The sequence below is a fragment of the Falsirhodobacter xinxiangensis genome (genome assembly GCF_004959935.1).
In the GTDB taxonomy this organism is placed as follows: domain Bacteria; phylum Pseudomonadota; class Alphaproteobacteria; order Rhodobacterales; family Rhodobacteraceae; genus Falsirhodobacter; species Falsirhodobacter xinxiangensis.
This window is the reverse complement of sequence record NZ_SMYN01000001.1, coordinates 222,816-248,953: the sequence shown is the minus strand read 5'-3', so window position 1 is coordinate 248,953 and position 26,138 is coordinate 222,816. Positions and strand designations below refer to the sequence as shown.

The window sequence follows — 26,138 nt, the reverse complement described above, 5'->3', positions numbered from 1 at the left end:
GCAAATGACGACGAAACCTGCAACCACCCCCGGACCGCTGCGCGAGTTCTGGTTCTATTTCAGCGAAAACCGTGGCGCGGTGATCGGCCTGTGCGTCTTCGCGCTGCTGGTCTTCACTGCCGTTTTCGCGCCGGTTCTGGCCCCGCACAGCCCCGTGCACCAGTATCGCGACTTCTTTCTGACCCCGCCCTCGTGGCAGGAGGGCGGCACGTCGCAATTCCTGCTAGGCACCGACGCGGTGGGCCGCGACATCCTTTCGCGCTTGATCTTCGGCGCGCAGCAATCGCTGATCATCGGCGTGGTCGTCGTGACCATCGCGCTGTTCGGGGGGATCATCCTTGGCCTCATCTCCGGCTTCTTCGGGGGCTGGGTCGATGCGGTCATCATGCGTGTCATGGACGTGATCCTTGCCTTTCCGTCGCTGCTTCTGGCGCTGGTGATGGTGGCAATCCTTGGGCCGGGGCTGATGAATGCGATGATCGCCATCGCCATCGTCTTGCAGCCGCACTTCGCCCGTCTGACCCGCGCGGCGGTGATGGCGGAAAAGAACAAGGAATACGTCATGGCCGCGCGCGTCTCCGGCGCCGGCAAGCTGCGGCTGATGTTCAAGACGATCCTGCCGAACTGCGTCGCCCCTCTGATCGTGCAGGGCACGCTGTCGTTCTCCAATGCGGTTCTGGACGCGGCGGCGCTTGGTTTCCTTGGTATGGGCGCGCAGCCGCCGCTGCCGGAATGGGGCACCATGCTGGCCGAGGCGCGCGAGTTCATCCTGCGCGCCTGGTGGGTCGTGACCTTCCCCGGCCTTGCGATCCTGATCACGGTGCTGGCGATCAACCTCGTTGGCGACGGTCTGCGCGACGCGCTGGACCCGAAACTGAAGCGGAGCTGACATGGCACTTCTGGAAATCCGCAACCTGAACGTCAGCTTCGCGACCTCGACCGGCATGTTCCACGCGGTCAAAGGGCTGGACCTTAAGGTGCATGAACGCGAGGTTCTGGCCGTCGTGGGCGAGTCCGGCTCGGGCAAATCCGTGTCGATGCTGGCGGCGATGGGCCTGCTGCCGAAGACGGCCAAGGTTACGGCCGATGCGATGACCTTCAACGGGCGCGACCTGCTGACCATGCCCGCGTCCGAGCGTCGCGCGATCATCGGCAAGGAGATCTCGATGATCTTTCAGGAGCCGATCGCCTCGCTGAACCCGTGCTTCACGGTTGGCTATCAGCTTGAGGAAACCTTGCGGGCGCATCTTGGCCTTGGCGCCTCCGAGCGCCGCAAACGCGCCCTGGAGCTTTTCACCGCCGTCGGCATCCCCGAGCCGGAGAAGAAGCTGTCCGCCTATCCCCACCAGATGTCGGGCGGGCAGTGCCAGCGCGTGATGATCGCCATCGCCATCGCCTGCAAGCCCAAGCTGCTGATCGCGGACGAGCCGACGACCGCGCTCGATGTGACAATCCAGAAGCAGATCCTCGACCTGCTGATGAAGCTTCAGGAAGAAACCGGCATGGGAATGATCATGATCACTCATGACATGGGCGTGGTGGCCGAAACGGCAGACCGTGTGATCGTGAAATACAAGGGCCGCAAGATGGAGGAGGCAGGCGTGTTGGAGCTGTTCGAGACCCCCTCGCACCCCTACACCAAGGCGCTTTTGTCGGCGCTGCCCGAAAATGCCACCGGGGATCGTCTGTCCACCGTGTCCGATTTCGTGGACATGGCCGCGCTGGAGGGCCAGCAATGACCGCAGTAATCGAAGCCAAGGGCATCATCCGCGACTATGTCACCTCGGGCGGGCTGTTCAAGAAGGCCGGCAGCGTCCGCGCGCTGAAGGGCATCTCGTTCAGCGTCGAGGAGGGCAAGACCCTCGCCATCGTCGGCGAATCCGGCTGCGGAAAATCCACGCTGGCGCGGATCATCACGCTGATCGACCCGCCTTCGGGGGGCGAGCTGCTGATCGACGGCAAACCCGCGCAAACCTTCGGCATGACCGCCGAACTGCGCCGCAAGGTGCAGATCGTGTTCCAGAACCCTTATGGCAGCCTGAACCCGCGCCAGAAGGTCGGCGACATGCTGATGGAGCCGCTTCTGCTGAACACCAAGGACAACACCGCCACCCGCCGCGAAAAAGCGATGGCGATGCTGGTCAAGGTCGGGCTGGGGCACGAGCATTTCGGCCGTTACCCGCACATGTTCTCGGGCGGGCAGCGGCAGCGTCTGGCGATTGCCCGCGCGTTGATGGTGAACCCGCGCCTTCTGGTGCTGGACGAGCCTGTCAGCGCGCTGGACCTTTCGGTGCAGGCGCAGGTGCTGAACCTGCTGGCCGATCTGCAGCAGGAGTTCAACCTGACCTATGTGTTCATCAGCCACGATCTGTCGGTGGTGCGTTACATCGCCGACAACGTGATGGTGATGTATAAGGGCGAGGTTGTGGAATACGGAACGCGGGACGAGGTGTTCGGCAATCCGCAGCACCAATATACCCGCACCCTGTTCGCCGCGACCCCCGAGGCGAATATCGACAGCATCCGCGCGCGCGTGGAACGCCGCCGTGCCGCGGGTATCGGCGCATGAGGCTGCAGAACCTGCGCAAACGCATGGCCGAGACGGGGACCGATCTGGTTGCCGTCGGGCCGACCTCGAACATGGCGTGGCTGTCGGGGCTGCATCCGCATGGCGACGAACGTCCGGTGATGCAGATCGTGACGCAAAGCTGGGCCGGGTTCCTAATGCCCGCGCTGAATGCGGACAGCCAGCGGGGGCTGACCGATTTGCCCTTCGTGACGTGGCGCGACGATGACGGCCCGGTCGGCGCGCTGCGCGACCTGCTGGCACTGGCGGGGGCGGCGGGTCCGGTGACGGTCGCGCTGGACGAGACGATGCGCGCCGATTTCGCGCTGCTCCTGCTGGACAACGTGCAGGTCACGCGCCGCAGCTTCCTGTCGAACACGCTGGGCCATCTGCGCGGTCGCAAGGATGCCGATGAATATCGCATCCTGAAGGAAAACGCCGTCATCAACGACGGCGCGATGCGCGCGGCCTTCGCCTGCCTGCGCGAAGGCATCACCGAGGCCGAGGTTGCCGAGGTCGTCCAGCAATACTACCGCGATCAAGGCGCAGGGACCGAGTTCTTCAGCATCTGTTTCGGCGGCAACGGCGCCTTTCCGCATCACCACACCGGACAGACCAAGCTGGCGCCGAACACGGCCGTTCTGGTCGATATCGGCAGCCGCAAGGACGGCTATCCCAGCGACATGACACGCGCGGGCACTTTCGGGACGGTGGACGGCTTCGACGAGATCCATGCCGTCGTGGATGCAGCCGTTCAGGCAGCGCTGACGACGGCGAAGCCCGGCGTTCTGGCGCGCGACGTGGATGCGGCGGCGCGCGGCGTCATCGCGGCCGCGGGCTATGGCGATCGGTTCCTTCACCGCACCGGCCATGGCCTTGGCATCGACATCCACGAGGAACCCTACATCACCGCCACATCGGACGTGGTGCTGGAGGAGGGCATGGTCTTCTCCATCGAACCGGGCATCTACCTCGAAGGGCGCTTTGGCCTGCGGCTGGAAGAAATCGTGATCCTGCGCGCCGACGGCCCGGAGGTCCTGTCGGACCTGCCGCGCGATCCGTTCAGAGCCTGACCATCAGCCGGTGGACGAAATCCTCGTCCACCGGCATCTCGTGCACGACGCGCATCAGGATCGGCGCGATGACCAGATCCATCGCCATGTCGGGAAACGGCTCGCCGCGCGCATCGGCACGGGTCTGCATGATCGCCAACTGCTCCATCGTGAAATCGCGGCATTGCGGTGCGCAATCGCTGCCCAGCACATCGCGCAGCATCTGGCGGCCCACGGCGGTCGTCATCTCGTCCGCCAGTTGCAGGGCATAGGCTTCCAGATCGCCATAGGCAGAGCCGGTATCGACAGGGGGCGCGGCGGGGCGCATCCGTTCGACCGCGACATCCGCCAGCAGCTCCGACAGATCGCCCCATCTGCGATAGATGGTCGATGGGGTCACGCCCGCCGCATCCGCGATTGCGGGAACGGTGGCGCCGGGGCCAAGGCTGCGCACCGCCGCGTGGACGGCGGCCTGAATCCGCGCGCTGCGTCCGCCCTGCCGTTGCATTTCCTTCGCCATCCGCCCCCCTTGCGCAGAATCGCCCACCGCGTTACTTAACGCAAATACTTAGCTTTAAGAGGCCCGCGGATGCAACGCTTTCCCCTGTCAGCGATGACGGTCTATGGCTCCGTTGCGGCCAGCCTGTTTTCGGCCTCGTCTGCGGTGCCGACGCCACTCTATCGCATCTATCAGCAACATATGCACCTGACCTCGGTGCATGTGACGATGATCTTCGCCTGCTATGTCATCACGCTGCTGGCCGCGCTTCTGATCGCGGGGCGGCTTTCGGACCATCTGGGGCGCAAGCCGATGATCGGGCTGGCGCTGGCGATGAACCTTGCCGGAATGGTGCTGTTCACGGCGGCGGGCAGCTTCGAGGCGCTGATGCTGGCGCGGCTTGTGCAAGGGCTGGCGGTGGGACTGGCGCTGCCCACCTGCGGGGCGGCGATCATCGATGCGAACCCGCGTCTTGGCCCGACGTTGAACGCAGTGACGCCCTTTGCGGGGCTGACGGTCGGCGCGGTGGGGGCGGGGCTGGTCGCGGCCTATGCGCCGATGCCTCTGGTGCTGCCATACCTGACGGCGGCGGGGATCGCAGCGGCGCTGCTGGTCATGCTGCCGATGATGCCGGAGACCGGCACACCCCGGTCGGGGGCCATGCGGTCCATGCTGCCGCAGGTCGCGGTGCCTCGGGCGGCGCGGGGAATGCTGCTGCGGATCATGCCCATCACGGGGGCGGGCTGGGCGCTGGGCGGGCTTTACATGTCGCTGATGCCGGGGCTGATCGCGGATGCGACGGGCATTGCATCGCCGCTTCTGGGCGGGAGCGTGATCGGGGCACTGATGTCGATGGCGACGCTGTCCAGCTTCATTGCCCGCCGCCATCCGCCGCAGCGGGTGCTGGCCTTCGGGGCGGCGGCGCTGACGCTGGGCATCGCGGGATCGCTGACGGGGATCATATCGGGCGATGCCGTGCCGCTGGTCGTGGGAACGGCCGTGGCGGGGCTGGGGCAGGGCAGCGTCTTTTCCTCGGCGCTGCGGCTTTTGATGCCGATGGCAGAGGATCGCGACCGCGCGGGGCTTCTGTCGGCGTTCTTCGTGCTCAGCTATCTGTGCTTTGCCGGACCGACGGTTCTGGCGGGCTGGGCGGTGTCGGTCTTCGGCCCCGTCACGACGGTCACGGTCTATGGCTGCACGGTCGTGGCAATGGCGGCGATTTCGGTCGCCGCATTGCGCGTGCCGGTGTTGACACCGCAGCGCCCGGCTGTATAAGCCCCCGATCCACGGGCGACCGTGGTGTTGGTGTTGGTGGCCCCCGCAAGGGGATGCCTGTCACCCGCAAGGGGAAGGACAACGCCCTTCATGACACAAGAAGGAGATCAGCGGTGACGAAACGCACCTCTGCCAAGTACAAGATCGACCGCCGCATGGGCGAAAACATCTGGGGCCGTCCGAAGTCCCCGGTGAACAAGCGCGAATACGGCCCCGGCCAGCACGGCCAGCGCCGCAAGAACAAACTGTCGGACTTCGGCACCCAGCTGCGCGCCAAGCAGAAGCTGAAAGGCTACTACGGCGACCTGACGGAAAAGCAATTCCGCCGCATCTATGGTGAAGCCGAGCGCGTCAAGGGCGACACCGGCGAGAACCTGATCGGCCTGCTGGAGCGTCGTCTGGACGCGATCGTCTATCGCGCGAAATTCGTGCCGACGATCTTTGCCGCACGCCAGTTCGTCAACCACGGCCACGTCACCGTCAACGGTCAGCGCGTGAACATCGCGTCCTACCGCGTGAAGGAAGGCGACGTCGTCGAGGTCAAGCAGGCGTCCAAGCAACTGGCCATCGTGCTGGAAGCCGTCGCTCTGACCGAGCGTGACGTTCCAGACTACATCGAAGTCGACCATTCGAAGATGACCGCGAAATTCGTCCGCACGCCGGGTCTGGGCGATGTGCCCTATGCCGTCGTGATGGAACCGAACCTGGTCGTCGAATACTACGCGAAGAACTGATCCCGTTCGGATCGTCTTCAGGGGCCGCTGCGGGAAACCGTGGCGGCCTTTTGCTATGCGGTGCAATGTCATGCTGCATATGCGAACGGATCGCGCTATGACGGCGCGAATCCACGGAGCATCCACCATGTCTGCAAAAAACCAAGTCGAAGCCCGGTTTGAAAGGCTGCTTTTCGCGTCGCGGTGGCTTATGGCTCCGATGTATCTGGGGCTTGTCGTCGCGCTTGGGATGCTGACGATCATCTTCCTGCGCCAGCTTGCCTATTACGCCCCCCAGACCCTGACGATGACGGCCGAGGAGATCATCCTCGTCTGCCTGACGCTGATCGATCTGTCGCTGGCGGCGAACCTTCTGCTGATCGTGCTGTTCTCGGGATACGAGAACTTCGTGTCCAAGCTGGATATCGGCGATGCCGATGTCGACCGTCCGGGCTGGATGGGGACGGTGGATTTCTCGGGGCTGAAGATGAAGCTGATCGCCTCGATCGTGGCGATTTCCGCCATCCACCTGCTGAAGCGGTTCATGGAGATCGGCGAGACGGACTTCACGCCGCTGATGAACGATCCGGTGCTGTTCTGGCTGGTGGTGATCCACCTGACCTTCGTCGTTTCGGGTGTTCTGATGGCGCTGATGGACTGGCTGGCGTCCAAGTCTAAGTATTGAGCGTCTTTCTGCTGGCGCGACCTGCCCCCGGCGGCTAGAACCCGGGGGCACGAGGGAACCTGAGACATGATCGACGCCATACGTCCGCAGCCGGGCATTCTTGACATCGCGCTCTATGAGGGCGGGAAAAGCCACGTCGCGGGCATGACCAACGCGCTGAAGCTTTCGTCCAACGAAAACCCGTTCGGCCCGTCCGAGCGTGCAAAGGAAGTGTTCCTGCGGTCGGTCCACCAGCTTCACCGCTATCCCGGCACCGACCATGCCAGCCTGCGTCAGGCCATTGCCGAGGTGCACGGGCTGGATGCGGGTCGCGTGATCTGCGGTGTCGGCTCGGACGAGATCATCACTTTCCTGTGCCAGGCCTATGCCGGGCCGGGGGACGAGGTGCTGTTTACCGAACACGGCTTTCTGATGTATCGCATCTCGGCGCTGGCGGTCGGGGCGACCCCGGTCGAGGTGGCGGAGCGCGAGCGGACGACGGATGTGGATGCGCTGCTGGCGGGCTGTTCGCCGCGCACCAAGCTGGTCTTCATTGCCAACCCGAACAACCCCACCGGCACGATGATTTCGCAGGCCGAGATCGCGCGTCTGGCCGCGGGTCTGCCGCCGCAGGCGATCCTGGTTCTGGACGGGGCCTATGCCGAATATGTGCAAGGCTATGACGGCGGCCTTGGCATCGTCGAGGCGCGATCGAACGTGTTCATGACGCGGACCTTTTCCAAGATCTATGGCCTTGGCGGGCTGCGGATCGGCTGGGGTTACGGGCCGAAGGCCATCGTCGATGTGCTGAACCGCATCCGCGGGCCGTTCAACCTTTCGACCACGCAGTTGGAGGTGGCCGAGGCTGCGGTCCGCGATCAGGAATTCGTCACCCGCTGCCGGGCCGAGAATGCGCGCTGGCGCGTCTGGCTGGCCGAGGCGTTGGCGGAAATCGGTGTGCCTTCTGATACTTCGACGGCGAACTTCATTCTCGCCCGCTTTGCCGATTCCGAGGAGGCAGAGCTCTGCGATCTGTTCCTACAATCGCAGGGCCTGATCGTGCGCCGTGTCGCCAGCTACAAACTGCCCAACTGTCTGCGCATCACCATCGGGGACGAGGCATCCTGTCGCCGGGTTGCCCATGCCGTCGCGCAGTTCAAGGGTCTGCGCTGATGATCTATGACCGCGTCGCGTTGATCGGTCTTGGGCTTATCGCATCGTCGATGGCCCATGCGATCAAGGCGGCAGGGCTTGCGGGCGAGGTGACCGGCTTTGCCCGCAGCGCCGAGACGCGGGCCACTGCACGCGAGATCGACCTGTGCCGCGTCTGCGATACCGTGGCTGAGGCGGTTGCGGGGGCCGATCTGATCGTGCTGGCGGTTCCCGTGGGGGCAATGGGCGATCTGGCGGCGGAAATCGCGCCGCATCTGAAGCCCGGCGCGACCGTCACCGATGTCGGCTCGGTCAAGCAGGCCGTGATCGAGGCGGTGGCCCCGCATATCCCCGAGGGCGTCCATTTCATCCCCGGTCACCCGCTGGCCGGGACCGAGCATTCCGGCCCGCGTTCAGGGTTTGCATCGCTGTTTCGCAATCGCTGGTGGCTGCTGACCCCGCCCGAGGGCTGCGATCCGGCGGCGCTGCGGCGGCTGGAGGATCTGTGCCGTGGCATGGGCGCGAATGTCGATACGATGGATGCGCCACACCACGATCTGGTCCTTGCCGTGACCAGCCACACGCCGCACCTGATCGCCTATACGATGGTGGGGGTCGCGGACGATCTGCGCCGCGTGACGGACAGCGAGGTCATCCGCTATTCCGCCGCCGGTTTCCGCGATTTCACCCGTATCGCGGCCAGCGATCCGACCATGTGGCGCGACATCTTCCTGACCAACAAGGCCGCGACGCTGGACATCCTCGGGCGTTTCACCGAGGAGCTGTTCGCCCTGCAACGCGCGATCCGGCTGGGCGATGGCGAGCATCTGCACGAGTATTTCACCCGCACCCGCGCGATCCGCCGGGGGATCATCGATGCGGGGCAGGACACCTCGGCCCCGGATTTCGGACGGGGCGAGAAATGATCCTGCGCGGGGCGCTTCTGGCATTGGCTTTATGCGCCCCCGCATGGGCCGAGGCGCCCGCCACATCGCCGCTGCCGAAACAACGCCCGGAGATGCAGGAGGAAGCGTCGTCGCTGCGCCCGCGTCCTAAACCGCTGGACCTGCGCATCCCGCCCGCACCGCAGCGGATTGCCGCCATCGTCCGCCCGCGTCCCGGCACAGATGTCGTGGCCCCGCGCCGCGGCCAGCTTTGCGGCGTCCGCGGGATCGAGGGAGAGCAGATCGCGCCCGTCACCTCGCGCGTGAACGGCTGCGGCATCCCGGATGCGGTGCGGGTCCGCGCGGTCGCGGGCGTGCGGCTGTCGCAACCCGCGACGGTGGATTGCTCGGTCGCGCGGGCGCTCAATTCCTGGGTGGATGACGTGCTGCAACCGGCGATGGACGGGCAGGTCCGCGCGCTTCAGATTGCCGGGTCCTATACCTGCCGGGGGCGGAACAACCAGTCGGGCGCCAAGATCAGCGAACATGGCAAGGGCAGGGCGGTGGACGTGTCCGGCATCACCTTTCGCGACGGGCAGACGATCACCGTGCTGGGCGACTGGAACAAGGGCGCGCGGGGGCGGGCGATGGTTGCTGCCTACAAGGGCGGCTGCGGGATATTCGGCACCACGCTTGGACCCGGTTCCGACGGGTATCACGAGGACCACATGCATTTCGACACGCCGTCCGACCGCCGCAGCGCCTACTGTCGTTAACGTTCCGTCAGCTTCAATTCGATCCGCCGGTTCTGCGCGCGGGCTTCTTCGGTCGCGCCTTCGGCAACGGGGCGATACTGGCCGAAGCCCGTCGCCGCCAGACGGTCGGGCGGGAAGCCGAGGCTGTCCTGCATGAACCGCACCACCGACAGGGCGCGGGCCTGGCTCAATTCCCAGTTGTCGCGGAACTGGCCGGTGCCTGACAGCGGCAAATCGTCGGTATGCCCGTCCACCCGCAAGATCCAATCCAGATTGCCGGGAATCTGCGCCGAGACGTCGCGCAGGATCGCCGCGACACCCGCGATCTGATCCCGGCCTTCGGGCGACAGGTCCGCCGATCCGGTGTTGAACAACACCTCGGACGAGAAAACGAAGCGGTCGCCCACGATCCGCACACCCTGACGGTCAGCAAGAATGTCGCGCAACTGGCCGAAGAATTCGGAACGGTAGCGTTCGAGTTGCACAGCCTCGTCCTGAAGGCGCAGGCGTTCGGCTTCCTCCAACTCGGCCCGGCGGCGCTGTTCTTCGGCAGTCTGCGCCAGCGCAACGTTCAGCCGCGCGCCAAGGTCTTCCACCTGCACCTTTGCCGCATCGGCATCGGCGGCCCGCGCATTCAGCACGCCCTGAAGCGCACCAAGCTGCGAGCGGAGCGCGGCGATCTGTTGGTTCAGCACGGCGGTCTGGCGTTCGGAATCCGTGGATTTGGAGCGTTCCTGCGCCAGCGCGGCCTCGGCCGTGGCCAGAAGGTCGGCCTGGCGCGTGGTGCCGCGGGCGTTGCGGGCGGCCTCGGTCTGGGCGGCGGCAAGCAAGGTCAGAGTTTCCTCGGCCCGTTTGCGTTGCTCCTCCAGCGAAAGGCTCATCGCCGTCAGTTCGGCTTGCGAGTTCTGCAGCCGGGCACGCAGCTGTTCGGCGGCGGCGGCATCGACCAATCGCGCCTCCTCCGCCTCGTTCAGTGCGGCTTGGGCGTCGGCGGCGCGCGTCTCGTTATGCTCGGCCCGGGTGCGGAGGTCGGCGAGCATCGCTTCGATCGCCTCGCGTCGGGCGGCGGCAAGACGGGCCTGTTCGGCCTGTGCATCCACCTCCGTCCGTGCCTTGGCCAGCGCAAGGTTCAGCGCCTCTTGTTCGGAAATCAGGCGGGCCTGTGCTGCCTCCAATTCGGTCTTCGTCGCGGTCAGGGCCGTGACCTCGCCCCGCGCCGAATCGCGGTCGGCCAGAAGCGAAGCGACCTGTTCCTCGAAACTGGCGATTCGCCCTTGGGTTGCGGCAAGCTGGGTCGTCAGGGTCGCGGCCAGCAGCGCCTGTCTGGTGCCCTCGGCTTGTGCCGCGCCCAGATCGGTCGAAAGCTGCGCGGCCCTCCGCTGCTCCAGCCCCAAGGTATCGGCCAGTGAGGCGACCTGCGCCGTCAACTGATCCAGTTCCGTATCCTGCGAGGTGATGGTGTCGCGCAGCACGGATTGCACCACCAAAAAGATGGTCAGCACGAACATCAGCACCAGAAGCAACGCGGTCATCGCATCGACGAAGCCCGGCCAGATCTGCGATTCGCGCCCCCTTGCGCCGCGCCGCGACAGTGCCATCATGCCCTCCGCAGGGCTTGGGTCAGCGCGGCCAGATCACCGCGCAATTCCGCCACGCTTTCCTGCCGCCCCGAGGAAAGCTCCTCCAGCAGGCGCAGAAGCTGCATGTCGATCGACCGCAGACGCATCCGGTATTCGGCATCGGCGTGGGGTGCGTCCTTGGCGGCCTGCGCCTCCAGCGCGGCGGCGATGCGGGCCAGCGCGTCCTTGTCGGTGTCGATCCGCGTGACCAGAGAGCCAACAGCGCCGACCAGCGCGTCGATGCGGGCGTCGCTTTCGGCGCGGCTTGCTTCGGCCTGCGTGAACAGGTCCTGCGTCGCGGCCATCTGCTCGCCCATTTCGGCCAGAACGGCACCGACGCTGTCCACGTCGCCTTCGCCCGACATTCCGATGCGGGTGATCGAGGAGAGCCACTCCTCCAGCTCTTGGTGAAAGCGGTTCTGGCCGTGGCTGGCGAAAATCTCCAGAAGGCCGACGACCAGCGATCCGGCAAGACCCAGCAGCGAGGATGAGAACGCCGTGCCCATGCCGCCAAGCTGGTTCTGAAGGCCGGTCATCAGCGCGGTCAGCACCTCTGGCCCCGTCACGTCCGTGCCTTCGGCGGGCGACAGGCTGCGGATGGTTTCGACCAGCGCCGGAACCGTCGTCGCAAGACCAAAGAAGGTGCCCAGAAGCCCGAGGAAGATCAGCAGGCTGCCAAGGTAATGTGCAATCTCGCGCGATTCATCCAGACGGGTGCCGACGGATTCGAGGATCGAGCGAGAGGAGGAGGCCGAGATATGGCTGCGGTTCGTGCGCGAGCGCAAAAGCGCGGCCAGCGGCACCAGCATCGCGGGCGGTTCGGACTGCACGCCGCGCTGCTGCACGAAGGCCTCGATCCAGGTGATCGACTGCATCAGGCGAATGACGTGGAAGAAGCAGGTGCCGACGCCGATTGCAAAGACCGCGGCGATGAAGCCGTTCAGCCACGGTTTCGCCTGAAACAGCGGCCAAAGGTGATCCCATGCAAAGACGATGCCACCGATAACCAGCGCCATCACCAGCGTCATCAGCAGCAGTTGCCGCAGGGGTTGGGTAAAGAATTTGTCCGGTCGGGTCAGCGGGCCCGGACGGATCGCGTTGAAGGATTTTTCCACGGCTCGCCGTTCCTGAATTTCGCCTTACAATAGGCGCGGGCGGCGCGGACACTCAAGGCGAGAGTTCGTCCACCATCCGCGCAAGTTGGTGAATATCCTCGTCAGGAATGCCAAGCTGGTCCAGATGCAGCGCGGTATTGTGCAGATAGTCGCGGTTCGGCCCCATCAGCCCGGTCGCGCGCGCGATGATCGCCGCCTGATCCGCCAACGGCATCCCGCCGCAATATTGGGGATGCGCGGGGTCGATGACATAGGCGATGCAGTCGATCACCCCCTCCGGCCCCCGCACCGTGACCGTGGTTTCCAGATAGGCCGAAGACACCAATTCCCGCGCGCGCAGCTCTGCCATCGCCGCTTCCTCGGCGCCGGCGGTGACCAGAAACGCAATGCCGGCGCAGCTTTCCCCCGGTGCCGCGTCCAGCGCCAGCACCAGCCCCGGCGCGTCTTCGGTGCCGCGATAGTGGATCGACCACATGCAGAAGCTGCGGTGCCAGCCATCCAGCCGCGCCACCACCTGCCGTTCCACCGGAAAGCACGGGTTCCAGATGAGCGAGCCGTAGCCGAAGACCCAGAGCCGTTCCGTCATCCGCTGGTCCTTCCTTTCGGGCGCATGTAAAGGCTGGCTTATCAACGGGGGAAGGCGTTTGGCAATGCGGGTGGTTCTGGGCAGTGTGCTGGTGGCGGCTGTGGCTTACGGCGGCTACTGGTTCGTCGGATCGCATATGTTCCGCAAGGGCGCGGAGGATTGGTTCGCGGCGCAGCAGGCCGAAGGGCTGGTGGCCGAGCGCGAGGCGCTGTCGGTCACGGGCTTTCCCAGCCGCTTCGATCTGACCGTGACCGCGCCGCATATCGCCGATCCGCAGACGGGCTGGGGCTGGCGCGCGCCCTTCGCGCAGATCTTCGCGCTGTCCTACAACCCGACGCATGTGATCTTTGCCTTGCCGGACGATCAGGTGGTGGAAACGCCGCTGGGCGATGTGGCCGTCGCCGCGACGGGACTGAAAGGGTCGGTCCGGGTCGGGCTGGACCTTGCCCCCGTGCGGACCGCCGCGACGGGCGAGAGCATCCGCGCGACCCTTCCCGATGGCGAGGCGCTTGCGGACAGCTTCCGCTGGGGCAGCCGCGTCACGGAAGGTGCGATCCACGAAGTCGCGCTGGAAATCGCAGGCCTTGGCCTGACCGCGCCGGGTGTGGATCTTCGTGGCGGCAGCTTCACCGCGAACGGCACCGTGACGCTTGCGCCCGTGGTGGCCGACCTGCCGGTGGATGAACGGCCCGTGGAGATGCCGCTGGATGCGTTGTCGCTGACGCAGGCGGTGCTGCGGTTCGGCGATGTCTCTGTGCAGGTGTCGGGCGATGTGACGGCGGATGCCGACGGCTTCGCCGCAGGGCAGATGCTGCTGCGGGTCGAGGATTGGCCCGCCGCGCTGGATGCGGCGGTCAAGGCCGGGCTGATCCCAGAAAACCGGGCCGAGACGCTGGAGGGCGGGTTCCGCATGATGGCGAATGGCGATGCAGTGGAAATGCCGCTGACGCTGGCAGACGGGGTCGTGCGGTTCGGGCCGCTCCCCTTGGCGAATGCGCCGCGCCTGAAATGAAAAGGCCCCCTTGCGGGGGCCTTTCCTTTACTCGGCCGTCAGAAGCGGCGGTTTCTGTTTGGTGATGCGGGGGCTGGACGGCTCCTCGATCTGCAGTTCGATCTTGTCGTCCTTCACCGCGACCTTCACCACGCCGCCTTTGACCAGCTTGCCGAACAGAAGTTCCTCGGCCAGCGGCTTCTTGATGTTTTCCTGGATCACCCGGCCCAGCGGACGCGCGCCCATCTTGTCGTCGTAGCCCTTGTCGCCCAGCCATGCGGCTGCGGCGGGGGTCAGTTCGATATGGACGCCGCGATCCATCAGCTGCGCCTCAAGCTGAAGCACGAACTTCTCGACCACTTGCAGGATCACCTCTTTGCCCAAAGGCGCGAAGGAGATGACGGCATCCAGACGGTTGCGGAACTCGGGCGTGAAGGTCCGCTCGATCGCGGCGGTATCCTCGCCCTCGCGCCGGTCGCGGCCGAAGCCGATCGCCGATTTCTGCATTTCCGACGCACCGGCGTTGGAGGTCATGATCAGGATCACGTTGCGGAAGTCCACCTGACGGCCGTTATGGTCGGTCAGCTTCCCGTGATCCATCACTTGCAGCAGGATGTTGTAGACATCCGGGTGCGCCTTCTCCATCTCGTCCAGCAGCAGCACGCAATGGGGGTGTTGGTCCACGCCATCCGTCAGCATGCCGCCCTGATCGAAGCCGACATAGCCCGGAGGCGCACCGATCAGACGCGAGACGGCGTGTTTCTCCATGTATTCCGACATGTCGAAACGCAGCAGTTCCACGCCCAAGGTGCCGGCAAGTTGCTTTGCCACCTCGGTTTTCCCCACACCCGTCGGCCCAGCGAACAGATAGTTGCCGATGGGTTTCTCCGGCTCTCGCAGACCCGCGCGGGCCAGCTTGATCGCCGATGCGAGCGCCTCGATCGCCTTGTCCTGACCGAAGACCACGCGTTTCAGCGTCGGCTCCAGATCGCGCAGCACTTCGGCATCGTCTTTCGAGACGTTCTTCGGCGGGATGCGGGCGATTTTCGCGACGACGGCCTCGATCTCCTTCACGCCGATGGTTTTGCGGCGTTTGGAATCCGACACCAGATGCTGTGCCGCGCCCGCCTCGTCGATCACGTCGATGGCCGAATCCGGCAGCTTGCGGTCGTTGATATACCGCGCGGCCAGCTCCACCGCCGTCTTGATCGCGTCGTTGGTGTAGCGCAGGTCGTGGTGATCTTCGAAATGCGGTTTCAGGCCCATCAGGATCTTGATCGAATCCGGGATCGAAGGCTCGTTCACGTCGATTTTCTGGAACCGGCGGCTCAGCGCGCGGTCTTTTTCGAAGTGCTGGCGGAACTCCTTATAGGTGGTCGAGCCCATGGTGCGCAGCTTGCCGCCCGACAGCGCGGGTTTCAGCAGGTTGGACGCATCCATCGCGCCGCCGGAGGTTGCACCGGCACCGATCACCGTGTGGATCTCGTCGATGAACAGGATCGCGTCGGGGTGATCCTCCATCTCCTTGACGACGGCTTTCAGGCGTTCCTCGAAGTCACCGCGATAGCGGGTGCCGGCCAGCAGCGCCCCCATGTCGAGGCTGTAGATCGTGGCCGAAGCCAGGATCTCGGGCGTCTGGCCGTTGATGATCTTCCACGCCAGCCCTTCGGCAATCGCGGTCTTGCCCACGCCGGGATCGCCCACCAGAAGCGGGTTGTTCTTGCGGCGGCGGCACAGGACCTGAATGCAGCGCTCGACCTCTGCCTCCCGCCCGATCAGCGGGTCCACGTCGCCCTTGCGCGCCTTGACGTTCAGATCGACACAGTATTTCGACAGGGCGGATTCCTTCGCCTCGCCCGCCTCGGCCTTGGGCGTTTCGTGATGCGGCTCATCCGAACCCGACACCGAGCGGGCCTCGCCATAGGACGGGTCCTTCGCCACGCCATGCGCGATGAAGTTGACCGCGTCGTAACGGGTCATGTCCTGTTCCTGCAGGAAATAGGCGGCGTTCGACTCGCGTTCGGCAAAGATGGCGACCAGCACGTTCGCGCCCGTCACCTCGGTCCGGCCGGAAGATTGCACATGGATCGCCGCGCGCTGGATCACGCGCTGGAAGGCGGCGGTCGGCACGGCTTCGGAGCCATCGACGGTGGTGACCAGCGTGGACAGGTCGTCGTCGATGAAATCCACGAGGGTCTTGCGCAGTTCATCCAGATCGACCGAGCAGGCCTTCATGACGCGGGCCGCGTCCGGTTCGTCCAGCAGCGCCAGCAACAGATGCTCCAGCGTGGCGAGTTCGTGACGGCGGGCATTCGCAAGCGCGAGAGCGCCGTGGATGGCTTGCTCGAGAGTGGTGGAAAACGATGGCACGATGTGGTGCTCCTGTCCTGCGGGCCGGGCGGTTTCGGGGCCGTCCGACCGTTGCCTCGTCCCATTGAAGGTTGTCGCTTTATGCCCGCGCTTCAAGGGGTATTTCCAAAGCGCGAGGTTTTCACGCGCCTTGGTCGCAAATTGTGATCGGCCTTTTCAGGTCGGCTCAGAAATTGTCCTTCCGTTGCCTGATTTCAGCGAAAACCGCAGCAGCGGGCGCATCGGGCAGACCGACGGCATCCCGCAGGGCGGGAAGATCGGCGCGAAGGAAGGGGTTAGTGGCCGATTCATCCGCCAGCGATGACGGAACGCTGGGCCGGCTTTCGGCCCGATCGGCGGTGACGGTTTCGATCCGCAAAATAAGATCGGGATTTTCCGGTTCAAGTGTCGCGGCGAAGCGCAGGTTGCCTTCGGTATATTCGTGGCCCGAACAGACCAGCGTGTCGTCCGGCAGCACCGCCAGCTTCTGCAGGCTGTCCCACATCTGTTCCGCAGTTCCCTCGAACAACCGCCCGCAGCCCCCGGCCATCAGGCTGTCGCCGGTGAAGACGTAGCCGGGAGTGGGGAAGTGGAAGGCGATATGGCCGACGGTATGACCGGGAACCTCCAGCACGCGGACCGTCTCGCCGCAGACCTCGACCGTGTCACCCTCGGCGACGGCGATGTCGAGCGGGGGCAGCCGGTGCGCGTCGGCGCTGGCGCCTACCACCTTGGCCCCGGTCGCGGCCTGAAGCTTCGGCACGCCGTCGATGTGATCGCCGTGGTGATGCGTCAGCAGGATATGCGTCAACTCCCACCGCCGCGCCGACAGCACGGCAAGGATCGGCCCGGATTCCGGCACGTCGATGCAGACGGTGCGCATGGTTTCCGGGTCGTGGACCAGAAAGGCATAGTTGTCCCGCAGGCAGGGGATGGTCATCAATTCAAGCGGCATGGCTTTTCCCTTCCGGCGCACCTAAGTTCAGGGTTCGACATTCGCCCGGAAGACGCCGACCCGCAATGCATCTAGATGTGCTCGACCTGCGCAATTTCTACTATCGCACCCAGCTTGGCCGGGTCGCGCAGCGCGCCGTGCGCGACCGGATGGTGCGCATCTGGCCCGAGGCAAAGGGGCAGACGGTCGTGGGCTATGGTTTCGCAGTGCCCTTGCTGCGCCCCTATCTCGCCGAGGCGCGGCGCGTTATCGGGCTGATGCCCGCGCCGCAGGGGGTCATGCCCTGGCCCGCCGGGATGGACAACGTGTCCGTTCTGGCCGAGGAGATCGAGTGGCCGCTGGAGACCGGAATGGCCGACAAGCTGGTGCTGATGCACGGGCTGGAGACGTCCGAGAACCCCTCGGCGGTGCTGGATGAATGCTGGCGGGTGCTGGGGCCGGGGGGGAGGGCGCTGTTCATCGTGCCGAACCGTTCGGGCCTTTGGGCGCGGAGCGAGAATACACCTTTCGGCTTCGGGCGCCCCTATTCCGCCAACCAGCTGGAGGCGCAGCTTCGCCGGCACGCCTTCACGCCGGAACGCGCGTTTCCCGCGCTGTTCGCCCCGCCGTCGCACAAACGCTTCTGGCTGCGGACTTCGGGGCTGTGGGAAGGGGCGGGGCGTCGGCTTGCACCCTGGATCGCGGGTGGGGTGGTGATGGTCGAAGTGTCCAAACAGGTCTATGCGCCCAAGAAGCCGGGGCTTCGCGCCGCCGTGTCGCGCCCGCTGAAGGCGCTGGAGGGTGTGGCGCAGCCGGCGGCCTTGCCCAGCCCGCTGCTGGTGGAATCGCGGACGACCTGATTCTGCGCGGTTTGCAAGCGCGAAATCGCGGATGAAGCTGTGCGTGGATGGGTCAATTCGTCGCTGTCCGGTCAAAGGCCAAAAAAGCTTTGGTGTTGGCGCTCTCAGCCGCTTTTGCGGGCTGCTTCACAGTTGCGGCACCGGGTTTGCTCTGCTAAACGGACGCGGATTTGTGACGCATGGCCCCCATGCGGCCGAAATACCCCCGATCAGGGTCAAGCATCGAAAGGGTTGCAGTGTCCGAACCAGCCTCGATTTCCTCTGGCATCGCACAACGCTATGCCACCGCCGTATTCGAACTGGCGAAAGACGCCAACTCGGTCCCCCAACTCGAATCCGATCTGGACGCGCTTGATGCCGCGCTGCAGGGCAGTGCCGATCTGCGCGACGTGATCGCCTCGCCGATCTACTCGCGCGAGGATCAGGGGGCCGCGATCGCTGCCGTGGCGCGTGCGATGAACCTGTCGCCGGTGCTGGCGAACACGCTGTCGCTGATGGCATCGAAGCGCCGTCTTTTCGTGCTGCCGCAGCTTGTCGTCGCCCTGCGCGAGATGATCGCTGCGGATCGCGGCGAGGTGACCGCCGAAGTGACCTCGGCCACCGCCCTGTCGCCCGAGCAGTCCGCCAAACTTTCCGAAGTGCTGAAATCGCGCGTCGGCAAGGAAGTGAAACTGAAAACCGCCGTCGATGAAACGCTCATCGGTGGTCTTGTCGTCAAGCTGGGCTCGACCATGATCGACACCTCGATCCGCTCGAAGCTCGCAGCACTCCAGAATGCAATGAAAGAGGTCGGATAATGGCAATCCAGGCTGCCGAGATTTCTGCGATCCTTAAGGAGCAGATCAAGAACTTTGGTCAGGAAGCCGAAGTCGCCGAAGTGGGCCGCGTGCTCTCCGTCGGCGACGGGATTGCCCGCGTCTATGGTCTGGACAACGTCCAGGCCGGCGAAATGGTGGAATTCCCCGGCGGCATCCGCGGCATGGCGCTGAACCTTGAAACCGACAACGTCGGTGTCGTGATCTTCGGTTCGGACCAGGACATCAAGGAAGGCGACGTCGTCAAGCGCACGAACTCCATCGTGGACGTTCCGGCGGGCAACGGCCTTCTGGGCCGCGTGGTCGACGCGCTGGGCAACCCGATCGACGGCAAGGGCCCGATCGACGCGTCCGAGCGTCGCGTGGCCGACGTCAAGGCGCCGGGCATCATCCCGCGCAAAGGCGTGCACGAGCCGATGGCGACCGGCCTGAAGTCGGTGGACGCGATGATCCCGGTTGGCCGCGGCCAGCGCGAGCTGATCATCGGCGACCGTCAGACCGGCAAGACCGCGATCGCGCTCGACACCATTCTGAACCAGAAGTCGTATAACGAAGCCGCTGGCGGCGACGAGTCGAAGAAGCTGTATTGCGTCTATGTCGCGATCGGCCAGAAACGTTCGACCGTTGCTCAGCTGGTGAAGAAGCTGGAAGAAACCGGCGCGATGGAATACTCCATCGTCGTGGCGGCAACCGCTTCGGACCCGGCTCCGATGCAGTTCCTGGCGCCCTATGCCGCGACCGCGATGGCGGAATTCTTCCGCGACAACGGCCGTCACGCCCTGATCATCTATGATGACCTGTCGAAACAGGCCGTCGCTTACCGTCAGATGTCGCTGCTGCTGCGCCGTCCGCCGGGACGCGAAGCCTATCCGGGCGACGTGTTCTACCTCCACTCGCGCCTGCTGGAGCGTTCGGCGAAGCTGAACGCCGACTATGGCTCGGGCTCGCTGACGGCTCTGCCGATCATCGAAACCCAAGGCGGCGACGTGTCGGCCTTCATCCCGACCAACGTGATCTCGATCACCGACGGCCAGATCTTCCTGGAAACCGAACTGTTCTATCAGGGCATCCGCCCGGCCGTGAACACGGGTCTGTCGGTGTCGCGCGTTGGCTCGTCCGCGCAGACGGATGCGATGAAGTCGGTCGCAGGTCCGGTTAAACTGGAACTGGCGCAGTATCGCGAAATGGCTGCCTTCGCGCAGTTCGGCTCGGACCTCGACGCGTCCACGCAAGCACTGCTGAACCGCGGTGCGCGCCTGACCGAGTTGATGAAGCAGCCGCAATACGCGCCGCTGACCAACGCCGAGATCGTCATCGTGATCTTCGCCGGCACCAAAGGCTACCTCGACAAGGTCGCTGTGAAGGATGTGGGCCGGTTCGAAGCCGCCCTGCTGAAATTCCTGCGCACCGACCGCAAGGACCTGCTGGCCGACATCACCAACAACGACCGCAAGGTGAAGGGCGAGCTGGAAGACAAGATCCGCGCCGCGCTGGACGCTTTTGCCAAAGACTTCGCCTGAGGGCGGGGCAGGGAGATAACGGATGCCCAGCCTTAAGGACCTTAAGAACCGGATCGGAAGCGTCAAGAACACGCGGAAGATCACCAAGGCGATGCAGATGGTCGCTGCGGCGAAGCTTCGCCGTGCGCAGGACTCTGCCGAGGCTGCACGTCCCTATGCCGACCGCATGAATGCGGTCATGGCGGGGCTGGCAGGCTCGGCCTCGGGCGAGGGCGCGCCGCGCCTTCTGTCCGGGACGGGGGCCGACCAGGTGCATCTGCTTGTCGTGATGACCTCGGAACGCGGTCTGTGCGGCGGCTTCAACTCCTCGATCGTGCGCAAGGCACGGATCGCGGCGCAGGAGCTGCTGGCGCAGGGCAAGACGGTCAAGATTCTGACCGTCGGCAAGAAGGGGCGCGAGCAGCTTCGCCGGGATTATGGCCAGTATTTCGTGGCCCATGTCGATCTGAGCGAAGTGAAGCGCCTTGGCTATGTCAACGCCCGCGGTATCGCGCAGGACATCCTGGCCCGTTTCGATGCCGGCGAGTTCGACGTGGCGACGCTGTTCTACAACCGCTTCGTTTCGGTCATCAGCCAGGTGCCGACCGCGCAGCAGGTGATCCCGGCGGTGTTCGAGGAGAAATCCGTCGAGGGTGTGTCGGACCTTTACGACTACGAGCCGTCCGAGGAAGGCATCCTTGCCGATCTTCTGCCGCGCGGCGTGGCCACGCAGGTCTTCACGGCCCTTCTTGAAAATGCGGCGTCCGAACAGGGCGCCCGGATGAGCGCGATGGACAATGCGACCCGCAACGCGGGCGACATGATCAACAAGCTGACGGTCGAGTATAACCGCTCGCGTCAGGCCGCGATCACCAAAGAGCTTATCGAAATCATCTCGGGCGCCGAGGCGCTCTGATCCCGAACGGAGTAAACGACATGGCACAAGCAGCAAATGGCAAGGTGACTCAGGTCATCGGCGCCGTCGTGGACGTGCAGTTCGAGGGTGCGCTGCCCGCGATTCTGAACGCCCTGACCACCGAAAACAACGGCAAGAAACTGGTTCTGGAAGTTGCCCAGCACCTGGGCGAGAACACCGTCCGCGCCATCGCCATGGACTCGACCGAAGGTCTGGTGCGTGGCGCTCCGGTCGCAGATGCCGGCGCACCGATCTCGGTGCCGGTCGGCGACGCGACGCTGGGCCGCATCCTGAACGTCATCGGCGAGCCGATCGACGAAGCCGGTCCGGTCGAGGCGACCGAGCACCGCGCGATCCACCAGCCCGCCCCGGACTTTGCGGCGCAGGCGACGGAATCGCAGATCCTCGTCACCGGCATCAAGGTCATCGACCTGCTGGCCCCTTACGCCAAAGGCGGCAAGATCGGCCTGTTCGGCGGCGCGGGCGTGGGCAAGACGGTTCTGATCATGGAACTGATCAACAACATCGCCAAAGTGCACTCGGGTTACTCCGTGTTCGCGGGTGTGGGCGAGCGGACCCGTGAAGGCAACGACCTTTACCACGAGATGATCGAATCCGGCGTCATCAAGCCCGACGCGCTGACGGAATCGAAAGTGGCGCTGGTCTATGGCCAGATGAACGAGCCTCCGGGAGCGCGCGCACGGATCGCCCTGACCGGCCTGACGCTGGCCGAGCAGTTCCGCGACTCGTCGGGTTCGGACGTGCTGTTCTTCGTGGACAACATCTTCCGCTTCACCCAAGCCGGTTCCGAAGTGTCGGCTCTGCTGGGCCGTATCCCGTCCGCAGTGGGCTACCAGCCGACGCTGGCGACCGACATGGGCGCGATGCAGGAACGCATCACCTCGACCAAAGCGGGCTCGATCACCTCGATCCAGGCTGTCTACGTTCCGGCCGACGACCTTACCGACCCGGCACCGGCAACGACCTTCGCGCACCTTGACGCGCGGACGGTTCTGTCGCGCGCCATCTCGGAACTGGGCATCTATCCGGCTGTGGACCCGCTGGACAGCTCCTCGCGTCTGATGGACCCGCAGATCCTGGGCGAGGAGCACTATCAGGTTGCTCGCGACGTGCAGGGCATCCTTCAGCGCTACAAGTCGCTTCAGGACATCATCGCCATCCTCGGGATGGACGAATTGTCGGAAGAAGACAAACTGACCGTTGCACGTGCGCGTAAGATCCAGCGCTTCCTGTCGCAACCCTTCGACGTGGCAAAGGTCTTCACCGGCGCCGACGGCAAACAGGTTCCGCTGGAAGACACCATCGCCTCGTTCAAGGCGGTTGTTGCGGGCGAATACGACCACCTGCCGGAAGCTGCCTTCTACATGGTGGGCGGCATCGACGAAGTGATCGCCAAGGCGCAGCGTCTCGCGGCTGCGGCGTAAGGGGGACACATGGCCGACACCCTGCAATTCGACCTCGTGTCGCCGGAGCGGAGGCTTGCCTCCGTCGCCGCGACCGAGGTGCAGATCCCGGCGGCCGAGGGCGACATGACGGCGATGGCGGGCCATGCGCCCACCATCACCACCCTGCGTCCCGGCATCCTGCGCGTGTCCAACGCTCAGGGCAGCCAGTCCTTCGTCGTGACCGGCGGCTTTGCCGAGATCACGCAGACCGCGATTTCGGTGCTGGCTGAACAAGCCATCCCGGTCGAGGAGGCGACGGGCACGGTCTTCGACGACCTGATCGCCGAAGCCAAGAGCCTTGCAGAGATCGCGCTGCCCGAAGACAAGGCAGCGGCGGAGAAGATGGTGAACGACATCGTCGCCATGCGCCACGCCGCAGGTCACTGATCTCTCCAGTTTTATGAAAGGCCCCGCATTGCGGGGCCTTTTTTATTTCCGCGACCGCTCTAAACTCGACCGGTTGCAATGTGACGGGTCCATGAAGAATATCACCACCGCCAATCTGGGCATCTGTCAGGGGTCCAAGGTCATGTTTGCCGACTTCGCCCATGGGGGCGAGATGTGGACGGGCAACGGCCCGCGGGAAAGCCGCCACACCGTCCAGTTCGACGCACCCTTTGCCGAGGCGCCGACCGTCATGGTGGGGATCGCGATGTGGGATATGGATCAGACGACGGCGGTGCGCGCCGATATCGCTGCGGAAAAGGTGTCGCGGAAAGGGTTCGACCTCGTCTTCCGCACCTGGGCCGACACGCGCGTCGCGCGGATCAGGGCTGATTGGACCGCCCTCGGTCCCGTTCGGACCGAGGACGATTGGGACGTCGATTAACGCGAGTAGAGGCCTTCGTAGATCGGCACCAACGTATCCGTCTCGAACAGGGACGAGACCGAGGTGCCGTTCCACGTGTTCAGGATCGCTTGGGCGAACATCGGCGCGGTCGGCACGATTCGGATGTTCGGCGCGTTCTTGACGGCTTCGGTTGGCTCGATGGAATCGGTGATGACCAGCGACTTCATGACCGATTTCGTCACACGTTCGACTGCCGGGCCGGACAGCACGCCGTGGGTGATATAGCTGTGAACTTCGGTCGCGCCATTTTCGATCAGGACCTGCGCCGCCTTGCAGAGCGTCCCGGCGGTGTCGCAGATGTCGTCCACGATGATGCATTTCTTGCCGGTCACGTCGCCGATCACGGTCATCTCGGCCACTTCGCCGGCCTTTTCGCGGCGCTTGTCCACGATGGCCAGCGGGGCGTTGATGCGTTTGGCGATCTCTCGTGCACGGGCGACGCCGCCGACATCGGGCGAGACGATCATCAAATCCTGCATCTGCCCTTTGAAGTTATGCTCGATATCCAGCGCGAAGATCGGCGCGGCGTAGAGGTTGTCCACCGGGATGTCGAAGAAGCCCTGGATCTGGGCCGCATGCAGGTCCAGCGTCAGGATGCGTTCCACGCCCGCTTCGACCAGCAGATTCGCGACCAGCTTGGCCGAGATCGGCGTGCGGGCCTTGGAACGGCGGTCCTGACGGGCATAGCCGAAATAGGGGATCACGGCGGTGATCCGGTCTGCCGAAGACCGGCGCAGCGCGTCGGCAATGATCAGCAGTTCCATCAGGTTGTCGTTCGCCGGGTTCGAGGTCGGCTGGATGATGAACATATCCTCGCCGCGGACATTCTCGTAAACCTCGACGAAGATTTCCTGATCGTTGAACCGTTCGACGCGGGCATCCACCAGGCTGACCGCCATGCCGCGATGCACGGCCATGCGGCGCGCGATCGATTTGGCAAGCGACAGGTTGGCGTTGCCGGAAATCAGCTTCGGCTCGGTAAGGGCGGGCATGGGGCTATCCTTGGCAGCGGAATCGTCGCGCACCCAATAGCACCTGATCGCGCGCGGCGAAACGCGCGATCCTGTTATTGCGACAGATTAATCACAGGCTTTTCAGCCAGCCAGAAGCCCGAGGAAGGTATCGACCTCGGCATCGGTGGTGGACCATGACGTGACCAGCCGCGCCCCAAGGGGCGAGCCGCCGTTCAGATCGCGCAGACCATAGAAGGACGCGCCAGCCGCCTTGGCGCGGGTATGCGCCGCCTCGGGGAATTCGGCGAAGACGATATTTGCCTCGACCGGGTGCATCAGGCGGCCGCCGGGCAGGGCGGTGATCCCGTCCGCCAGACGACGCGCTGCGCGGTTTGCCTGCCCCGCCAGCCGCAGCCACAGATCGCCGTCCAGATAGGCCTCCATCTGCGCCGACAGGTAACGGTGTTTGGAGAACAGGTGCGCGCCGCGCTTCCTGCGCAGCTCGAACTCCGCCGATTTCGCAGGGTCGAACAGGATCACAGCCTCGACCCCCATCAGCCCGTTCTTGGTGCCGCCGAAGGAAAGGATGTCGATCCCGGCCTTCCACGTCATCTCGGCAGGCGTCGCGCCAGTGGCGACCAGCGCGTTGGCGAACCGCGCGCCGTCAAGATGGGTGCCAAGGCCCGCGCCCTTCGCCTGCGCCGTCAGCGCGGCGATCTGGTCGGGGGTGTAGACGGTGCCGAGTTCGGTCGCGTTGGTCAGGGTCAACGCGGCGGGCTGCGGGTTGTGGACCGACGCTGCCATTCCGCGCGACAGCACCGCCTCCAGCGCGGCTGGGTCGACCCGGCCGTCGGGGCCGTCAACCAGCGTCAGTTTCGCCCCGCCCATGAAAAACTCGGGCGCGTTGCATTCGTCCACCTGCACATGCGCCGTGCGGTGGCAATAGACGGTCCCCCAAGGCGGGCAGAGCAGACCCAGCGACAGCGAATTCGCCGCCGTTCCCGTCGCCACCAGATAGACTGCGGCCTGCGGTGCCTCGAACACCTCGCGCAGACGCGCGCGGACCCCGTCCATCACCGTGTCGGCGCCATAGGGCATCTGATAGCCGTCATTGGCGCGGGCAAGGGCGTCCAGCACCTCGGCCGGAACCGGCGAGGCGTTGTCGGAGGCGAAGAACATCAGGGGGTCTCCTCGATAATGTAGTCTTCCCAGTCTTCCTCGGGGACGGTGAATTCCGGGACGGTCCAGCCGCGCACCGACGCTCCCGCCCGGTGGATCGATTCGCGATCCCCGGTCAGCAGGTGATGCCAGGCGGGCAGGGGTTTCTTTTCATACATGCGGCGATAGGCGCAGGTCTGCGGCAGCCAATAGGCGATGCGGGGCAGGGTCTTCGGCGTCAACTGCACGCAGTCGGGGACATAGTCTCGCCGCGTCTCGTAATGGCTGCACAGGCAGCTTTGCCCGTCCAGAAGCTTGCAGGCCAGCCTGGTGAAGGCGACCTCGTTCGTATCCTCGAACTCGATCTTGTTCAGGCAGCATTTGCCGCAGCCGTCGCACAGCGCCTCCCATTCGGGTTGCGTCATGTCCTTCAGCTTTACGGTTTCCCAGAATCTTTCGCGCATCAT

At 64.9% G+C, this 26,138-nt stretch carries 27 protein-coding genes; 18 read left to right on the top strand and 9 right to left on the bottom strand.

Annotation, left to right across the window (positions count from 1 at the left end; all coding sequences use genetic code 11):
• Positions 1 to 4: 4 nt before the first annotated feature.
• Genes E2K76_RS01290 through E2K76_RS01275 form a run of 4 tightly spaced genes read left to right on the top strand, consistent with a single transcriptional unit; the run spans position 5 to position 3,639 of the window.
• Positions 5 to 889 carry an ABC transporter permease subunit gene (locus tag E2K76_RS01290; RefSeq protein ID WP_136682456.1) on the top strand — a complete coding sequence of 295 codons (885 nt, stop codon included), beginning with the start codon at positions 5 to 7 and terminating at the stop codon, positions 887 to 889.
• A gap of 1 nt (position 890) precedes the next feature.
• Positions 891 to 1,739 (top strand): ABC transporter ATP-binding protein, encoded by an 849-nt coding sequence (locus E2K76_RS01285; protein ID WP_136682455.1) that lies wholly within the window; start codon positions 891 to 893, stop codon positions 1,737 to 1,739.
• A complete protein-coding gene (locus E2K76_RS01280; protein ID WP_136682454.1) occupies positions 1,736 to 2,569 on the top strand; it encodes a dipeptide ABC transporter ATP-binding protein in 834 nt (277 codons plus the stop codon). Before E2K76_RS01285 ends, E2K76_RS01280 begins: the two co-directional genes overlap by 4 nt.
• Positions 2,566 to 3,639: a M24 family metallopeptidase gene (locus E2K76_RS01275; RefSeq protein WP_136682453.1), complete on the top strand. Its 1,074-nt coding sequence runs from the start codon at positions 2,566 to 2,568 to the stop codon at positions 3,637 to 3,639. The genes E2K76_RS01280 and E2K76_RS01275 overlap by 4 nt, the downstream gene beginning before the upstream one ends.
• Here the strand turns inward: E2K76_RS01275 and E2K76_RS01270 are convergent.
• On the bottom strand, positions 3,629 to 4,138 hold the full coding sequence (locus tag E2K76_RS01270; RefSeq protein ID WP_136682452.1) for a TetR/AcrR family transcriptional regulator: 510 nt from the start codon (positions 4,136 to 4,138) through the stop codon (positions 3,629 to 3,631). The two genes, E2K76_RS01275 and E2K76_RS01270, sit on opposite strands and share 11 nt — an antisense overlap.
• Positions 4,139 to 4,207: 69 nt before the next feature.
• On the opposite strand from E2K76_RS01270, the gene E2K76_RS01265 reads away from it, so the two are divergent.
• The 6 genes from E2K76_RS01265 (at position 4,208) to E2K76_RS01240 (ending at position 9,581) form a co-directional block, all read left to right on the top strand.
• A complete protein-coding gene (locus tag E2K76_RS01265) occupies positions 4,208 to 5,392 on the top strand; it encodes an MFS transporter (RefSeq protein WP_136682451.1) in 1,185 nt (394 codons plus the stop codon).
• Between the two features lie 113 nt (positions 5,393 to 5,505).
• Positions 5,506 to 6,126 (top strand): 30S ribosomal protein S4, encoded by a 621-nt coding sequence (gene rpsD, locus E2K76_RS01260; RefSeq protein ID WP_136682450.1) that lies wholly within the window; start codon positions 5,506 to 5,508, stop codon positions 6,124 to 6,126.
• 127 nt (positions 6,127 to 6,253) lie between these two features.
• Positions 6,254 to 6,790, top strand: a complete 537-nt coding sequence (locus E2K76_RS01255) for a TIGR00645 family protein (protein ID WP_136682449.1) — start codon at positions 6,254 to 6,256, stop codon at positions 6,788 to 6,790.
• 66 nt (positions 6,791 to 6,856) lie between these two features.
• Positions 6,857 to 7,942: a histidinol-phosphate transaminase gene (hisC, locus tag E2K76_RS01250; protein ID WP_136682448.1), complete on the top strand. Its 1,086-nt coding sequence runs from the start codon at positions 6,857 to 6,859 to the stop codon at positions 7,940 to 7,942.
• Positions 7,939 to 8,847: a prephenate/arogenate dehydrogenase family protein gene (locus E2K76_RS01245; RefSeq protein ID WP_136682447.1), complete on the top strand. Its 909-nt coding sequence runs from the start codon at positions 7,939 to 7,941 to the stop codon at positions 8,845 to 8,847. Before hisC ends, E2K76_RS01245 begins: the two co-directional genes overlap by 4 nt.
• Positions 8,844 to 9,581 (top strand): extensin-like domain-containing protein, encoded by a 738-nt coding sequence (locus tag E2K76_RS01240; protein ID WP_136682446.1) that lies wholly within the window; start codon positions 8,844 to 8,846, stop codon positions 9,579 to 9,581. Before E2K76_RS01245 ends, E2K76_RS01240 begins: the two co-directional genes overlap by 4 nt.
• Here the strand turns inward: E2K76_RS01240 and E2K76_RS01235 are convergent.
• Genes E2K76_RS01235 through E2K76_RS01225 form a run of 3 tightly spaced genes read right to left on the bottom strand, consistent with a single transcriptional unit; the run spans position 9,578 to position 12,880 of the window.
• Positions 9,578 to 11,158: a peptidoglycan -binding protein gene (locus E2K76_RS01235; protein WP_136682445.1), complete on the bottom strand. Its 1,581-nt coding sequence runs from the start codon at positions 11,156 to 11,158 to the stop codon at positions 9,578 to 9,580. The genes E2K76_RS01240 and E2K76_RS01235 overlap by 4 nt on opposite strands.
• The gene (locus tag E2K76_RS01230) at positions 11,158 to 12,294 is read right to left on the bottom strand and encodes a biopolymer transporter ExbB (protein WP_246032847.1); all 1,137 of its coding nucleotides are present in this window, start codon (positions 12,292 to 12,294) and stop codon (positions 11,158 to 11,160) included. The genes E2K76_RS01235 and E2K76_RS01230 overlap by 1 nt, the downstream gene beginning before the upstream one ends.
• 52 nt (positions 12,295 to 12,346) lie before the next feature.
• Complete coding sequence (locus E2K76_RS01225; RefSeq protein WP_136682444.1) at positions 12,347 to 12,880, bottom strand: gamma-glutamylcyclotransferase; 534 nt, start codon at positions 12,878 to 12,880, stop codon at positions 12,347 to 12,349.
• 64 nt (positions 12,881 to 12,944) lie between these two features.
• Between E2K76_RS01225 and E2K76_RS01220 the strand changes: the two genes are divergently transcribed.
• Entirely contained in the window at positions 12,945 to 13,892 is a 948-nt protein-coding gene (locus E2K76_RS01220) for a DUF2125 domain-containing protein (RefSeq protein WP_136682443.1), read from the top strand.
• A 27-nt stretch (positions 13,893 to 13,919) separates the two neighbouring features.
• Here E2K76_RS01220 and clpA read toward each other — a convergent pair whose 3' ends face one another.
• Positions 13,920 to 16,241 (bottom strand): ATP-dependent Clp protease ATP-binding subunit ClpA, encoded by a 2,322-nt coding sequence (gene clpA / locus E2K76_RS01215; protein ID WP_136682442.1) that lies wholly within the window; start codon positions 16,239 to 16,241, stop codon positions 13,920 to 13,922.
• 166 nt (positions 16,242 to 16,407) lie between these two features.
• A complete protein-coding gene (gene gloB, locus E2K76_RS01210; protein WP_136682441.1) occupies positions 16,408 to 17,175 on the bottom strand; it encodes a hydroxyacylglutathione hydrolase in 768 nt (255 codons plus the stop codon).
• Between the two features lie 65 nt (positions 17,176 to 17,240).
• Here gloB and E2K76_RS01205 point away from each other — a divergent pair, with 65 nt between their 5' ends.
• From E2K76_RS01205 to E2K76_RS01175, 7 genes are all read left to right on the top strand, one after another.
• The gene (locus E2K76_RS01205; protein ID WP_136682440.1) at positions 17,241 to 18,014 is read left to right on the top strand and encodes a methyltransferase domain-containing protein; all 774 of its coding nucleotides are present in this window, start codon (positions 17,241 to 17,243) and stop codon (positions 18,012 to 18,014) included.
• 236 nt (positions 18,015 to 18,250) lie between these two features.
• Complete coding sequence (locus E2K76_RS01200; protein ID WP_136682439.1) at positions 18,251 to 18,811, top strand: F0F1 ATP synthase subunit delta; 561 nt, start codon at positions 18,251 to 18,253, stop codon at positions 18,809 to 18,811.
• A complete protein-coding gene (gene atpA / locus E2K76_RS01195; RefSeq protein WP_136682438.1) occupies positions 18,811 to 20,349 on the top strand; it encodes a F0F1 ATP synthase subunit alpha in 1,539 nt (512 codons plus the stop codon). Before E2K76_RS01200 ends, atpA begins: the two co-directional genes overlap by 1 nt.
• Positions 20,350 to 20,371: 22 nt before the next feature.
• Complete coding sequence (locus E2K76_RS01190) at positions 20,372 to 21,244, top strand: F0F1 ATP synthase subunit gamma (protein WP_136682437.1); 873 nt, start codon at positions 20,372 to 20,374, stop codon at positions 21,242 to 21,244.
• Positions 21,245 to 21,264: 20 nt separating this feature from the next.
• Positions 21,265 to 22,689 (top strand): F0F1 ATP synthase subunit beta, encoded by a 1,425-nt coding sequence (gene atpD / locus E2K76_RS01185; protein WP_136682436.1) that lies wholly within the window; start codon positions 21,265 to 21,267, stop codon positions 22,687 to 22,689.
• Between the two features lie 9 nt (positions 22,690 to 22,698).
• Entirely contained in the window at positions 22,699 to 23,097 is a 399-nt protein-coding gene (locus tag E2K76_RS01180) for a F0F1 ATP synthase subunit epsilon (protein ID WP_136682435.1), read from the top strand.
• Between the two features lie 91 nt (positions 23,098 to 23,188).
• Complete coding sequence (locus E2K76_RS01175) at positions 23,189 to 23,539, top strand: H-type lectin domain-containing protein (protein WP_136682434.1); 351 nt, start codon at positions 23,189 to 23,191, stop codon at positions 23,537 to 23,539.
• Here E2K76_RS01175 and E2K76_RS01170 read toward each other — a convergent pair.
• The 3 genes from E2K76_RS01170 to E2K76_RS01160 all read right to left on the bottom strand — a co-directional run bounded on the left by E2K76_RS01170 (position 23,536) and on the right by E2K76_RS01160 (position 26,135).
• On the bottom strand, positions 23,536 to 24,552 hold the full coding sequence (locus E2K76_RS01170; protein WP_136682433.1) for a ribose-phosphate pyrophosphokinase: 1,017 nt from the start codon (positions 24,550 to 24,552) through the stop codon (positions 23,536 to 23,538). The two genes, E2K76_RS01175 and E2K76_RS01170, sit on opposite strands and share 4 nt — an antisense overlap.
• Before the next feature lie 102 nt (positions 24,553 to 24,654).
• A complete protein-coding gene (locus E2K76_RS01165; protein ID WP_136682432.1) occupies positions 24,655 to 25,692 on the bottom strand; it encodes a threonine aldolase family protein in 1,038 nt (345 codons plus the stop codon).
• Positions 25,692 to 26,135, bottom strand: a complete 444-nt coding sequence (locus E2K76_RS01160; RefSeq protein ID WP_136682431.1) for a YcgN family cysteine cluster protein — start codon at positions 26,133 to 26,135, stop codon at positions 25,692 to 25,694. Before E2K76_RS01160 ends, E2K76_RS01165 begins: the two co-directional genes overlap by 1 nt.
• Positions 26,136 to 26,138 lie beyond the last annotated feature (3 nt).

Bases quoted from the DNA above. Each gene is read 5' to 3' on its own strand.
- E2K76_RS01290 (WP_136682456.1), top strand. From the start codon at position 5: ATGACGACGAAACCTGCAACCACCCCCGGACCGCTGCGCGAGTTCTGG.
- E2K76_RS01285 (WP_136682455.1), top strand. From the start codon at position 891: ATGGCACTTCTGGAAATCCGCAACCTGAACGTCAGCTTCGCGACCTCG.
- E2K76_RS01280 (WP_136682454.1), top strand. From the start codon at position 1,736: ATGACCGCAGTAATCGAAGCCAAGGGCATCATCCGCGACTATGTCACC.
- E2K76_RS01275 (WP_136682453.1), top strand. From the start codon at position 2,566: ATGAGGCTGCAGAACCTGCGCAAACGCATGGCCGAGACGGGGACCGAT.
- E2K76_RS01270 (WP_136682452.1), bottom strand. From the start codon at position 4,138: ATGGCGAAGGAAATGCAACGGCAGGGCGGACGCAGCGCGCGGATTCAG.
- E2K76_RS01265 (WP_136682451.1), top strand. From the start codon at position 4,208: ATGCAACGCTTTCCCCTGTCAGCGATGACGGTCTATGGCTCCGTTGCG.
- E2K76_RS01255 (WP_136682449.1), top strand. From the start codon at position 6,254: ATGTCTGCAAAAAACCAAGTCGAAGCCCGGTTTGAAAGGCTGCTTTTC.
- hisC (WP_136682448.1), top strand. From the start codon at position 6,857: ATGATCGACGCCATACGTCCGCAGCCGGGCATTCTTGACATCGCGCTC.
- E2K76_RS01240 (WP_136682446.1), top strand. From the start codon at position 8,844: ATGATCCTGCGCGGGGCGCTTCTGGCATTGGCTTTATGCGCCCCCGCA.
- E2K76_RS01235 (WP_136682445.1), bottom strand. From the start codon at position 11,158: ATGGCACTGTCGCGGCGCGGCGCAAGGGGGCGCGAATCGCAGATCTGG.
- E2K76_RS01225 (WP_136682444.1), bottom strand. From the start codon at position 12,880: ATGACGGAACGGCTCTGGGTCTTCGGCTACGGCTCGCTCATCTGGAAC.
- E2K76_RS01220 (WP_136682443.1), top strand. From the start codon at position 12,945: ATGCGGGTGGTTCTGGGCAGTGTGCTGGTGGCGGCTGTGGCTTACGGC.
- gloB (WP_136682441.1), bottom strand. From the start codon at position 17,175: ATGCCGCTTGAATTGATGACCATCCCCTGCCTGCGGGACAACTATGCC.
- E2K76_RS01205 (WP_136682440.1), top strand. From the start codon at position 17,241: ATGCATCTAGATGTGCTCGACCTGCGCAATTTCTACTATCGCACCCAG.
- atpA (WP_136682438.1), top strand. From the start codon at position 18,811: ATGGCAATCCAGGCTGCCGAGATTTCTGCGATCCTTAAGGAGCAGATC.
- E2K76_RS01190 (WP_136682437.1), top strand. From the start codon at position 20,372: ATGCCCAGCCTTAAGGACCTTAAGAACCGGATCGGAAGCGTCAAGAAC.
- atpD (WP_136682436.1), top strand. From the start codon at position 21,265: ATGGCACAAGCAGCAAATGGCAAGGTGACTCAGGTCATCGGCGCCGTC.
- E2K76_RS01180 (WP_136682435.1), top strand. From the start codon at position 22,699: ATGGCCGACACCCTGCAATTCGACCTCGTGTCGCCGGAGCGGAGGCTT.
- E2K76_RS01175 (WP_136682434.1), top strand. From the start codon at position 23,189: ATGAAGAATATCACCACCGCCAATCTGGGCATCTGTCAGGGGTCCAAG.
- E2K76_RS01170 (WP_136682433.1), bottom strand. From the start codon at position 24,552: ATGCCCGCCCTTACCGAGCCGAAGCTGATTTCCGGCAACGCCAACCTG.
- E2K76_RS01165 (WP_136682432.1), bottom strand. From the start codon at position 25,692: ATGTTCTTCGCCTCCGACAACGCCTCGCCGGTTCCGGCCGAGGTGCTG.
- E2K76_RS01160 (WP_136682431.1), bottom strand. From the start codon at position 26,135: ATGCGCGAAAGATTCTGGGAAACCGTAAAGCTGAAGGACATGACGCAA.